The organism is Aerococcus sp. Group 2 (genome assembly GCF_905125285.1).
In the GTDB taxonomy this organism is placed as follows: domain Bacteria; phylum Bacillota; class Bacilli; order Lactobacillales; family Aerococcaceae; genus Aerococcus; species Aerococcus urinae_E.
Map to the genome: position 1 here is coordinate 52,545 of NZ_CAJHPA010000001.1, position 13,427 is coordinate 65,971.

The 13,427-nt window shown below is 28.8% G+C and carries 8 protein-coding genes; all 8 read left to right on the top strand.

Features of this window, described 5'->3' with window-relative positions:
- Nucleotides 1–225: 225 nt before the first annotated feature.
- The 8 genes from JFU01_RS00285 to JFU01_RS00320 all read left to right on the top strand — a co-directional run bounded on the left by JFU01_RS00285 (nt 226) and on the right by JFU01_RS00320 (nt 13,366).
- Nucleotides 226–1,251 (top strand): glycosyltransferase family 2 protein, encoded by a 1,026-nt coding sequence (locus JFU01_RS00285; RefSeq protein WP_195855382.1) that lies wholly within the window; start codon nt 226–228, stop codon nt 1,249–1,251.
- A gap of 14 nt (nt 1,252–1,265) precedes the next feature.
- Complete coding sequence (wecB, locus tag JFU01_RS00290) at nt 1,266–2,363, top strand: non-hydrolyzing UDP-N-acetylglucosamine 2-epimerase (protein ID WP_195855383.1); 1,098 nt, start codon at nt 1,266–1,268, stop codon at nt 2,361–2,363.
- A 326-nt stretch (nt 2,364–2,689) separates the two neighbouring features.
- Nucleotides 2,690–3,430: an ATP-grasp fold amidoligase family protein gene (locus JFU01_RS00295; RefSeq protein ID WP_198434167.1), complete on the top strand. Its 741-nt coding sequence runs from the start codon at nt 2,690–2,692 to the stop codon at nt 3,428–3,430.
- Between the two features lie 333 nt (nt 3,431–3,763).
- Nucleotides 3,764–4,690 (top strand): ATP-grasp fold amidoligase family protein, encoded by a 927-nt coding sequence (locus JFU01_RS00300; protein WP_195855384.1) that lies wholly within the window; start codon nt 3,764–3,766, stop codon nt 4,688–4,690.
- A gap of 87 nt (nt 4,691–4,777) precedes the next feature.
- The gene (locus tag JFU01_RS00305; RefSeq protein ID WP_195855385.1) at nt 4,778–6,280 is read left to right on the top strand and encodes a lipopolysaccharide biosynthesis protein; all 1,503 of its coding nucleotides are present in this window, start codon (nt 4,778–4,780) and stop codon (nt 6,278–6,280) included.
- A gap of 109 nt (nt 6,281–6,389) precedes the next feature.
- A complete protein-coding gene (locus JFU01_RS00310; protein ID WP_195855386.1) occupies nt 6,390–7,556 on the top strand; it encodes a nucleotide sugar dehydrogenase in 1,167 nt (388 codons plus the stop codon).
- A gap of 957 nt (nt 7,557–8,513) precedes the next feature.
- On the top strand, nt 8,514–10,031 hold the full coding sequence (locus tag JFU01_RS00315) for a HEPN domain-containing protein (RefSeq protein ID WP_195855387.1): 1,518 nt from the start codon (nt 8,514–8,516) through the stop codon (nt 10,029–10,031).
- A 1,556-nt stretch (nt 10,032–11,587) separates the two neighbouring features.
- The gene (locus JFU01_RS00320) at nt 11,588–13,366 is read left to right on the top strand and encodes a hypothetical protein (protein WP_195855388.1); all 1,779 of its coding nucleotides are present in this window, start codon (nt 11,588–11,590) and stop codon (nt 13,364–13,366) included.
- Nucleotides 13,367–13,427: the final 61 nt, after the last annotated feature.

Sequence of the window (13,427 nt, forward strand, 5' to 3'; positions counted from 1 at the left end):
AAGAAAAAATAGATATGGATGGTTGAGACGGATTACTTAGCATGAAACTTGAAATAAAATTATTGGTCATTATCTGCACGATAAATTCAAAAGAAAATCATTAGAAAAATAGCGCTTGATTAAAAGACTCATAGAAAAGTTTTGATCTTAAGTTGTTGTTTTTATAACATATAATTCAACTGAAATTACGTTAATCATTTAAGGATAATTGAATGGAGATAAAGAATGCAATTCAGTATTATAATGCCTGTGTATAATGTTGAAAATTATTTAGAGCGCTCAATCAATAGTATTTTAAACCAGAGCTATAAAGATTGGGAATTAATCATTGTCAATGATGGATCGAAAGATAGTTCCAAGAAAATTTGTGAAGAGTTTGCTAATAATGATAATAGGATTAAACTTATTAATCAAAAAAACCAAGGATCTGGTGTAGCTAGAGCAAAAGCTTTGGAAAACGCAAAGGGAGATTATATTGTATTTGTTGATCCTGATGACTTTACCGTAGAAAATTCTTTGACTGCAATCAACGCTATAATTGAAAAAAATAAGGAAAAGCCTGATATTATATTCTGTGGTTATAACGAAATCGCTAAAAATAAGGCCGGGAAAAATATTACAATTACTCATCGTTATGATAATAATAAATTGTTGACGGAAGATGCAATAGGTTCGTCATTTAAAATCATTGAAAGTGTAAGTATTAAATCACTTTGGAATAAGGTTTATTCTCGAGATTTTTTGTTTAGGAATAATGTAAATTTTTCGGACCAATGTGTTGGGCAGGATGCATTATTTAATTTTACAGCTTATAAATATATCACAAAAATATATATAAGTACTGATATTATATATAACTATGATGCAACTCGTGAGGGATCAGCAGTTAAGACATTTAATCCAAATAAACACATGTACGAGATAAATATTGCTGATGCTTTTAAAAAATTTGTAGAAATACAAAATATTCCTAATAAAGATAAATTGATTTTAAGAGAATATTGGTATGCATTATTTACTCAAATTTTGAACTTATCGACATCCACTTGTTCTTGGACCATAGAAGAAAAAACGGAAAATATTTTGGATATGCTGAATTCTCGTCATGAATATAGAGGCCTTAAAAATTTAGATAGAAATTCCTTTAATGGTCGATTTGAGCAGATTATATATAATTTGATAGTAAGGTCAAGAATTAAAATTGCTCTTTGTCTATCTAGGTTCTACTATAAAACATTTCTGGAAATATAGGAGGTAAATCATCAATGAAAAAAATATTAACTGTATTTGGGACTAGACCTGAAGCAATCAAGATGTGCCCCCTGGTAAAAGAATTAAAGAAATCCACAAAACTTCAAACAGTTGTTTGCGTGACAGGGCAACATAATGAAATGTTAACTCAAGTTCTAGAAAAATTTAAAGTTACCCCTGATTACAACTTAAAAATTATGAAGAAAAACCAAGATTTATTCGATATTACAGTTAATATTCTACAAAGAATAAGGAAAGTATTAGTAGAGGAAAAGCCTGACTTGGTGCTTGTTCATGGAGATACCTCTACAACTTTTGTTACAGCTTTAGCTTGTTTTTATCTTCAAATTCCAATTGGTCATGTAGAAGCAGGACTACGGACCGGAGATATTCTTTCACCTTTTCCGGAAGAATTTAATAGAAGAGCAGTGAGTTTAGTATCTAAATTTAATTTTGTCCCAACAGAGCTGGCCAAACAAAATCTTTTAAAAGAAAATTTTGATTCTAAATCTATTTTTATTACGGGAAACACTGTCATCGATGCTTTGAAGACAACAGTAACTGACGATTACACTAATCAATATTTAGAATGGGCGAAAGATAGTAAATTGGTATTGCTAACGGCCCATAGACGAGAAAATCAAGGTAATCCGATGAAGCATATGTTTAGAGCAATTCGCCGAGTATTAGATAAGAATTCAGATATAAAAATTATTTTTCCAATTCATTTTAATCCTCGAGTAAGAGAATTAGCTAATAAGTATTTCTTAAATCATCAAAGGATTAAATTAATTGACCCTTTAGATGTTTTTGATTTTCATAACTTTATGGCTAATTCTTATTTGATATTAACTGATAGTGGTGGTATCCAAGAAGAAGCTCCAAGTTTAGATATCCCAGTACTGGTTATGAGAGATACTACAGAGCGGCCTGAAGGTGTTGAGGCAGGCACTCTTAAATTGGTGGGAGTGGAAGAAGATAACATATTCTATTATTTTGATAGATTAATTAATGATAAAGAATATTATCAGAATATGAAAAATGCTAAAAATCCTTATGGAGATGGTAAAGCATCTCAAAGAATAGTTAAAATCATTGAGGAAAAATTGTAAAATTGAATTATCTCTATATATCAGTCTGTTCAGTATAGCTTATAAAAAGATGTACGCCTAATATTAAGAAGTAAGTAGTTATCTATATAGATATATTTTATAATGATTGATTAATGGAAGGAGTAAGTATGCTTAAATCAAAACTGAAAAATTTAACTCCTTTATACGCTAAATATATTACTCATAAGAATAATTTGGAAATAAAAAAAGAAATAAAGAGAAGCCAATTTACAAATAAACAAATGGAAGATAATTTGAAGTTTGTTTATAAAAATAGAACAAATCAAGACCTGGATTGGACTAATTGAGAACGATACACGGAAAAGATGCAATGGGCTAAATTATATGATGGTTCTCAATTAAAGACAAAACTTAGTGATAAATATTTAGTTAGGCAATGGATAGCAGATAAGATTGGCGAAAGCTATCTCATACCCTTACTGGGTGTGTGGGATAGCTTTGAAGAAATTAATTTAGAAAACCTTCCTGATCAATTTGTTTTGAAAGTTAATCATTCATCAGGTGTTAATTTAATAGTAAAAGATAAGTCCCAAATTGATTGGAAACTTCAAAAAGTAATATTTAATAATGCCTTGCAACGAAACTTTGGGTACACTGAATCATTAGAACTACACTATAAAGATATTCAGCCTAAAATAATCGCTGAAGAATATATTGAAGACTCTTCAGGGCAACTTAATGATTATAAGTTTTTATGCTTTGGTGGCAAAGTCTACTATTGTTGGGTGGATTTTGATCGATACGATGAACATAAACGAAATATTTATAATTTAGATTGGGAGTTACAAGATTGGAATCAATACAATTATTCTAATTTTGAAGGAAGTGTTCCTAAACCCAAAAACTTTGAACTAATGGTTGAGCTGGCTGAAATCTTATGTGAAGGATTTTCTCATGTCAGAGTAGATTTGTATAACGTTGATGGAAAAATATATTTTGGCGAGATGACCTTTACAAATGGGGCAGGATTTGAAATTATACATCCTGATGAAGCTAATTTAATGTTAGGAGATCTTTGGGATCTATCTTTTGATAAGGATAATTAGAAAGTAATTATCGTAGCTAATATTGTAAATAAATTAATTGACTAGTGCTTATTTTCTAACTTTCTATATATGAAGTGATTTATTGGTATATTTGCAAAGTTTAATCCTACCTAATTGCAAATACTAATTATTCAAGATTGATATAAGAATTTTTTTAGAAATTGGTTTGTGGAATAGTAATTATAATGCATATATTTAATTTTTTCAGCAGATTACTAATTATTTTTGGATTTTTATAACTGACAATTGTGTCCATACAATATGATTAATTGTTATAAAAAATAAAAGATGTTTAATCTTAAAATTAATATTCAGTAAAGGAAAAATTAAAATATGTTAGGAAAAAATTACATTCACTTTAAATATTTAAAATTAGGGTTATTAATTCTTACTTGGAAAGGTTTCTTTAATTGGCTCTCCGACAAATATTTTGTTAGTCTTCAGTTTTTATTACATATGGGATATAAATTAAACTTATCTAATCCAAAGACATTTAATGAAAAAGTACAATGGATGAAAGTATATGATCATAATCCGCTATATAATAAGCTAGTTGATAAATATGAGGTAAAAAATTATGTTTCAAAGATAATTGGGGAAGAATTCTGTGTTCCAAATTATGCAGTTTGGAATAATGTTTCAGAAATTAATTTTGATCAATTACCAAATACATTTGTTTTAAAAACAACTCATGACTGGCAAGGGGTTTATATCATTAATGATAAAAATCAATTAACAGATCAAGAACTTGAACGAATAAAAAAAGGATTATCAAACCATCTTAAGCAAAATTTATTCTTTCATAATAGAGAGTGGGCATATAAAGATGTCCAACCCAGAATTATTGCAGAGAAAAATATTGCTTTAAATAACTTTGGAGAAAAAATCGAGTTGTTGGATTATAAATTTTATTGCTTCAATGGTGAAGCTGTTTGTTTATTAGTTTGTTCAGAACGTAAAAATGGATCAGCAAATTACTATTATTTCGATAAAAAGGGAAATATGCTGCCATATAATCTCCAATCTATTTCTGCAATGATTAATAATGTGTCCATTGAACTACCAAAAAATATTCAAAAAATGTGGAAAATGGCCGAAAAATTATCTAAGAATATTAGAGAGGTTAGAGTAGATATGTACTCAGTTGATAATAAGATTTATGTAGGAGAACTAACCCTATACTCTAGTGCTGGCTATGATAAAGATATTTCATATATGGCTGATATGAAATTAGGAGAAAAATTTAAAATAGATAATTAAATTTCGATTATTATAGCTTTAATTATTGAAATTTATAAATTTGAGGTGCTTATAAAAAGAAATCTAGTGAAAGTTGGAGAAAATTAGTTGGATAATATAAAGAAACTACGCTTAAATTCAGTATTTTCGTTGATTAATCAGGTAGTATTAATTATTTCCGGATTAGTATTACCTAAATTCTATTTAGAAGTATATGGATCTGAAATTAATGGATTACAAGCATCAATTGCCCAATTTCTATCAATTATAAATTTTCTGGAGTTAGGCGTTGGAGCGGTTATACAGTCAAGTTTATATAAACCATTAGTTACAGGAGAAAAGAAAAAAATTAACCAAATTGCTAGCGCTGCTACTCGTTTTTTTAAAACTTTGGCATGTCTATTATTAATTTATGTGGTTATTCTATGTATTATTTTTCCAAATTTAACTACGCATGCCTTATCTGATACATCAACTAGGTTTCTGATATTAGCAATGTCAATAAGCCTATTTTCTCAATTTTATTTTGGGATAGTTGATCAGATTATATTGAATGCTGATCAAAAATACTATATTCAATATTTAGGTAGTATTATAACGGTTATATTAAATACGATAATTTCTGTAATTTTGATTTATCTAAATTGTAGTATTGTAATTGTAAAATTCATCTCTGGGTGTGTATTTTTATTACGTCCTATTTACTTACATTTTTATGTTAAAAATAATTATTCAATAAAATACAAAGACCCTTTCGATAAAAATACCATACCTCAGAAATGGAATGGGGTCGCTCAACATGTTGCTTATGTAGTACTAGAGAGTACAGATATTATTGTTCTGACAATTTTTTCTACATTAAAAAATGTATCTATATATTCAATTTACAATTTAGTAATTAGTGGAATACACCTTTTAATTTCTTCTTTAGCTGGCGGGCTTCAAGCGTTTTTTGGACACATGATCGCTCAGAATAAAATTGAAGAATTAAATAAACATTTTTCTAAAATTGAATGGCAAATGCATACTATATCTACATTACTTTTTGCTCTTACTGCTAGCTTAATTTTACCCTTTGTTAGAATATATACTTCTGGGATAGATGATGCGAATTATTATTCACCTTATTTTGCCGTTACATTAATCATAGCAAAGCTTATTTTCTGTATTAGAATTCCATATACGGCAGTAGTATTATCTGCGGGTCATTTTAAACAAACACAGAATAGTGCAATCATGGAAGCCTTACTTAATGTTGTTCTTTCAATATTATTAGTGAAGCGATTTGGGCTGATTGGTGTTGCAGCAGGAACTCTAATTGCTGTAGCTTATCGAACTATTTATTTTATTTTCTATTTGTCGAAAAATATTTTGAATAGAAATATAAAAATATTTTTAAAACAAATAGCAGTTGATATAATTTCCTTTATAGTCATGTTATCTGTTGGCTTACTTATAAAAGTATATCCGGAAAATATGTTTGCTTGGCTTCGCTTAGCTGTATTTGAGGGGATTATATTTCTTATGTTAACAACAGCTATACAGTTTATTTTTAACAGAGATCAAATGATAGATTTCTTTTCTAGTTTTCTAAAACGTAGACTGAGTTAAAGTAGTCAATTATTTATTTAGTTAAATTCTCAGTTGAACTAAATTATGAAAGTAATAAAAATACATAGCAGTTATATTTTAAAGAATTAATGTATATGAAAGGATCACTATGAAAATTACAGTCACTGGTACAGGATACGTGGGATTGTCCAATGCAATTTTGTTGGCACAGCATCATCAAGTTACAGCTATTGATATTGTTCAAGACAAGGTGGACCTCATTAATGCAGGGAAGTCACCGATCGATGACAAGGAAATTATTGATTATTTAGCTAATGCAGACTTAGACTTAAGAGCGACAACTGATCACCAAGAAGCTTATCGTCAAGCGGACTTTTCCATTATTTCAACGCCAACTAATTACGATGATGAGACCAATCATTTTGACACCTCTGCGGTTGAATCAGTGATTGAGGATATTTTAGCTAGTGGTTCTGAAACAACAATTGTTATTAAATCCACTATTCCGGTGGGGTATACAGAATCCATTCGCAAGAAATATCAAACTGATCGGATCATTTTTTCGCCGGAATTCTTGCGTGAAGGACGGGCTCTGTATGATAACTTACACCCCAGTCGGATAGTTGTGGGATCTCATGGGGAAGCGGGACGGCAATTTGCGGATTTATTAGTAGAAGGGGCTTTAGATGAAGATATTCCGGTATTATTAACTCATTCCACAGAAGCCGAAGCGATCAAATTATTTGCGAATTCCTACTTAGCTATGCGGGTGTCTTTCTTCAATGAGTTAGATTCCTATGCGGAGATCAAGGGGTTGAATGCAGCAGAAATTATCGATGGGATCGGCTTAGATCCACGGATTGGCTCTCACTATAACAATCCTTCCTTTGGCTATGGGGGCTACTGCCTACCTAAGGACACCAAGCAGTTGTTGGCCAACTATGAAGATGTGCCGCAAAATATCATTAGTGCAATTGTTCAAGCCAACCGGACGCGTAAGGATCATATCGCTAAGCAAGTCCTTAAGCGTCAACCGCAAGTGGTGGGAATCTATCGCTTGACCATGAAGGAAGCTTCGGATAACTTCCGTCAATCTGCTATTCAAGGTGTCATGAAGCGCATCATGGCTGAGGGCGTGCCTGTGATTATCTATGAACCTGTCGCTAAGGAAGATACTTTTTATAACTGTGAAATCTACCGTGACCTCGATCAATTTAAAGCTGACGCAGATGTTATTATCGCCAACCGCTGGGATAAGGACTTAGAAGATGTGAATGATAAGGTCTATACCCGGGATATTTATCATGAGAATTAGATGGTTTGTAGCGTTAGTGATATTGAAGAAGAACTCTTGCTGTGTAAGGTGGGAGTTTTTTTGTGAAATGTGTTGAACTGGTATTCTTTATAAATAATGTTATTTTGATAGATAAGCATCAAATAAGAAATTAGAACTTAAAAACCTTGATAAGTTAGCGAAGAGTTTTAAGTGCTCTGTAGGCTAAATTTATCAAGATTTTTTGTTATTTAAGTATTTCGCTTTTTGATTTTTTCCGACAGATAGCTTAATTAAATTGTTTAGAATAAGCACCGAAATATACCAACAATGATTAGAAGATTTAGTTGAAATGATACAGTTTAATACGCTACAAACAATGCAACTACTGGGTTTCAATTACAACGATGCTATTGGAGCTACATTGACTCAATATGTAAACTTTAATTATAATTTTTAGAAAGGTAAATCGCAAGTAAAGACAAAGTAATGATAAGAAATATGAAATTGTAGGTTGTGACAAAATAACATCAATGGCATCGTGATCTAAAAATAGCTGTGACATTTTCGTAAATATTTGCTAGCCAACAAGTAAAGCTATATTTGAATTTAAAACTTTTGGTTAGGGACATGATATTTGGTGAACAATTATAGTCTAAAACGCAGAGTAAATGGCTTTTAAGAGTCATGCAGATTGATGTGGAGATAGGAGAAAGCTGAATCACTAAATCTTATGTATAGGAGAATGTAAAAATAGATTAGAGTGGATATTGATATGAAAGCCTGAAGCATTTGAAAGGAGCACTTACAGGGAGAGAGGTGTTTTTTTGTGAGGGGGAATCAAACATAAGTTCTATGATTAGGTAGAAAGATTTAGTATAATTAGGATATGAAAGGACTTTAGCTGTAATTTTTACACAGGTGGGCTTTTTGATTAGATAAGCCCTTTCGAAAGAAAATTATGTAATAAATATAAATTTTATTGGAGGGAATAATTTTATGCCTTTAAAGGATTTTACTTTAGATAGAGAATTTAAAATTTCAGCTCTTTTCTTTTTAGATCCATACAATATAAATGAAAATATTTTTGGTGACTTATTTTATACTAAAGACCAAATTTATATAGTTTTATCAAGTACAGTCGATTCTTCAAGTGAAATATTTACTATGTACGGTTTTAGTGATAGCGGAAGATTGTTAGTGTTAAATGATTGTTTTGTAAATCATAATAGAACACCTTCTGCTGGATTTAGTAGAGATAGAGTAATAGTCAATTCCTTTTATATTTTGGAGTCAACCTCTATTCCATTAATTGATGATGAGAAAATTACAGAAAAAATTCTTAATCAGTTTAATTTAACCCAGGACGACCCCTTAATAGCTGATTTAAAATTTAATTTTGAGTGCCTCAATGACCTTCATAACGAAACTTTATTTAAGTTTAATTATGAAGAAAATGAAAATGAAGATAAAGAAATGTTAATAGTTGACGATTTTAATAAAATTGTGAATGAAAGTTACATTGAAAATATTAAATTAAATATTAAGGAGAAAGTATTAGCATCTCTAAATTATAAAAAACATGATTATCATTGGAGTGAAAATTTCAATTTTATCTTATCGTTTGAAAAGAATAATATGAAGTTTTCAGAATATATGAAGTATGCCAAAGACATAAAAAATATCTATAGCTATATAGCGGGAAGAAATTTAAATTTTAATGATATTCAGTTTACTATAAAATTTGAAGACATGTTCCAGTTCGAAAAAGAACAAATCAATGAGGAAAGTCTATTAAATTTCTTAAATAAGAAACCTCAAGTTATTGGTAAATATTTTTGTTTACAGAATAAAGGAACGAAAAGTTTACCATTGTTCATTAAAAGGGAAAGTTCAAAAATAATTCATAATTTCAATGATATAATAACTAATTGGTTTAAAAAGAGGGACCAATTAATATTTATAATAGAAAGCGAAGTTACTGATAAGGGGATACCAACTTTACTTGAAAGTAGGTTACTAAATAAAATTAGAAATTTAGAAGTATTTTATAGAAACTTTTTTAGAGAAGAACAAGAGGATTTACAAGAATATAATGATATAAAAACAGAAATACTTACCTTTATTGATAAAAATATAAAAAATAATGAATATAAAGATTCTTTTAAAGATAAGGTTAATTATAAAGGTGAGGTTTCTTTACGATATAAATTGGTTACTTTGTTTAAGAGACTTCCACAGGAATTAGCTGAGATAATTTTAAAAATGGAAGGTAAATCTTTATCTGGTTCTAGGAATAAAATGGCATTTAGTTTAAAAGAAACGCGTAATTATTGGACTCACGGAGATACATTAGATGATTACCCAAAACGTTTAAAAGGATATGATGAAATTTATCCAATTTATAAAAAATTAATAATTATAGAGAAATATTTTGTATTACTTGAATTAGGAGTCTCTGAGGACTTAATTATAAACTATTTATTGACTTTGTATCAAAAATACGCGAATTTTTAGTTTAAAGTAAACTATGTTATAAGAATAGCTAATAATGTTAGAAGAAAAGGGAATATGGATTTTAATAATTTAAATGATTATGAAGCCCAAAAATTAATTAAAAATTTTAAATATGCTAAAAGTATAAATTCTTTTCAAAAAATATGAAATTATCTCTCAACTCTTTGATAAATAAAGGTTCATGGAGCAGAAGATGTTAAATATGAATTGCATATTTATAGTGGAAAAATAGAGCAAAGTAAATTGATTAGCTTACGGTTTAAGTAGTATTACCACCTTTTTGTTAGAATTGATATTAATCCAGATGGAGAAATAATAACAAGTAGCCATATTCATAAATGACAATAGGTATGTTTAAAAGGATACAGTTACAATTCCATTAGAGATAAGTAATTTTTCTAATATCAATAATTTAGTAGAAGCGCTCTATTAATTTATGATTTATACTAATATCAAATCTAAGGGGTAGGTAGGAATTTGTCTAATGCATCAACTCTAAGAAAATTGTATTTTAGCTGATTGTTTAATTAATATGAAAACATCGATTCAAAAGTAGTAAAAATAGATACATAATTTTTGGACGATCAAATTAATACTCTCATTATATATGCTGAATTTTAATAAAGAAAAATCAGGTTAACCGACGATTGATGCTTAATGATTTAAAAAGTTATGATTTGATTTTTAAAACAATCAACGACATGAAATAGAATACTGGATAATATAACAAATAGTCAATGAACATACTGAGATAGCCACTATAAAAAGTTTCTAATAATAAAACAACGACTTTTACAAGGGATTATGTAAGTGAATGATTTAATTGTCTTGAGAGATAGTAATGTTAAGTATATATTTTATAAAGAGGTTTTCTCTTTTCTTCATAAGAAATGATAATATTCCACAGATTATAAAGTAGTTAAGCTTTTTATAAAAAGACTTTTACTGGAGTGTATAAAGCAATTCCCTAATCTTTCTAGCTAATATGTAAAGAGTATGGTATCACTTAAGACATTAATTTTAGAAAAATAGTTTCTGATAATATTATATACATAAAGGTAATGAAAGTGGTAATTAGACCTGAAAAAACTATGCATACGAACGTTGGGAATATGTCTTAATTATGTTACTGCGAATTACTATTTGATCTAAGGTGTTTCATTGTAAGTTTAAGCAGTAATAATTACTTTCTTCAATCAAATGGTTGAAAATAAAAGATATAAATTGTTCATATCCTATATGATTGAGTAGAGTGAATTAGTAGGATATTTTTGAAAAATATATTTAGGTAAAGTATATTTTGATATCTGACACATGTAAAAGTACAAAAGATATTCTTAACGGATATGGGATAGTTATTATTTAAATATATATATAGGCGTGAGATATTAAAAAAAGGGTAGTAACCACCTGAATTGGTAGTACTAGACACTTTTAGAAATAGTCGAGTTAACAATTGAATGATTTCGAATAGTGACAAGGTATTTCGAGCTGATGAGATTTTAAGTATAATTCTCAGCTATAACATTAAATAATCTAAAGGAGGTGGCTAAATTTTGAACAGTAAAAGAATAGAAGAAATTGCGGTTCATTATGTTGAAACGATAGTTCTAGAAAATCCTTACCTTGGGAAATATTTATCAACTAATGATAAAGAGCCGAGTTGGGATGGTAATATTTATGTTTATAAAGATGTTTCTGGAAGTAAAGAATCAATTCTGGGAAGAGTTCCGGTACAAATAAAAGGAAGTACATCATTCGATATGAATAATAAAACATATCCTATTCAAGTGGTTGATTTGAAAAATTATCTAGATGATGGAGGTGTTATTTATATAGTCGTCGCCATAGAAAACGAAATAAAAACTGTTTTCTATAAACAGTTATTACCAACAGATATTAAAAGACTCTTATATGGCAAAGAAGCTCAGAAAACTATTAGTACAAAACTAAACTTATTACCACTAGATAATGCAGCGGTATTAGCGATTTTTAAAGATTTTTTGAAAGCTAAACCAAAAGAGATGAGTTATTCTTCCTTAAATATCGAAAACCAGAGTCAGATTTTTGAAACAAGTATCCAAAACGGTGGAGAAGTAACGTTTGAATTTTCAGGGAAGAGCCTTTTAGACGTATTTGACAAAATTGAGAGAAAGGAGTTGAGATTATATACTCAATACTCCTCTAATCCAATACCGATTCCGTCGGTAGAAGAAATAAAAAATCTGACTGTATATGAAGAATTGGACACGGAAGTAAAAGTGAATGGGATAACTTTTTATAATTCAGTTATACGAGAGCGAACCGATGTTCATGAGGTTATTATTCATTTTGGTAAATCGTACAAATTTAAAGTAGTAGACAATAATGAAGCAAATTTAAATTTTAAAATGACGAAAGTTCTTTCGGATGTTGAGAAAGATTATAAATTTTTTAGTTTATTTATAAAGTATAATACTTTCGAAATTTTTGGAGATTCTATTAATTTTAGTTATCAAACTAATGACTCAAATCTTTTATCACAAGTAGATGATGAGTATAGTAAATTAAGTAACGTTATAAAATTATGGAACAAATTAAATTTGAATCTAGAATTTGATTTAGAAAAGCTTTCTGGTATACAGCAGTATAATTTACTATTGGTATCGGATAGTGTTATTAATAAAATTCCGTTACAAATGAAAAAAATTCAAAAAAGAGGCATGTATATTTTAGATTGTGGATCAATAGATTTGATATTTTATGCTGTACTGACATCAGAAGGCTATATTTTTTATGACTTTTTTGATATCGATGAATTACAATCAAAAGAAGATGATTGGCAGCGAATTATAGACTTTTGTAAAATTAATCTTAAAATTATGACTAATTTGGCAAATATTGACTTAAAGAAAATATTTTATATCAGTAAAAGGTATCATAAAATTCAACCTATTGAGGGTATAGAATATGTGTTATTAAAGGCTATTGGATATTCTGATCAATTAAAAGATGAGGATGTTAAAGACAGAACACTTGAAGTGTGTTTAGAATTTGCAAAATGGCTATATGAGGAAATTGAAACCGAAGATAATGAATATTCTATGCTATTAAATATACTACAAATTAAATACAGACAAAAAAAGTTAAATAGTGAAGACTATCAACAATTAGTTCAGATATTAAGTAATAATTTGTTAGATTCAAAATATAAGTTTGGAGCTGCAGTATTGTTAGATAAAAAAGTACTAGCTGATAAGTATTTAGAAACTATCGAGCAAGATTATGTACACGAATTGAAAGAGCTGCCGATATATGAAATATATACTAAATTGACGAATACGTTATTAAAGTGAACTAATGTCATTCTAAACTTATTAACCAAAATAAAAGAGCACTTACTGACTATAAAACATA

Coding starts and splice junctions, on each gene's coding strand:
- JFU01_RS00300 (WP_195855384.1), top strand. CDS start 3,764: ATGTTAGGAAAAAATTACATTCACTTTAAATATTTAAAATTAGGGTTA.
- wecB (WP_195855383.1), top strand. CDS start 1,266: ATGAAAAAAATATTAACTGTATTTGGGACTAGACCTGAAGCAATCAAG.
- JFU01_RS00310 (WP_195855386.1), top strand. CDS start 6,390: ATGAAAATTACAGTCACTGGTACAGGATACGTGGGATTGTCCAATGCA.
- JFU01_RS00315 (WP_195855387.1), top strand. CDS start 8,514: ATGCCTTTAAAGGATTTTACTTTAGATAGAGAATTTAAAATTTCAGCT.
- JFU01_RS00285 (WP_195855382.1), top strand. CDS start 226: ATGCAATTCAGTATTATAATGCCTGTGTATAATGTTGAAAATTATTTA.
- JFU01_RS00295 (WP_198434167.1), top strand. CDS start 2,690: ATGCAATGGGCTAAATTATATGATGGTTCTCAATTAAAGACAAAACTT.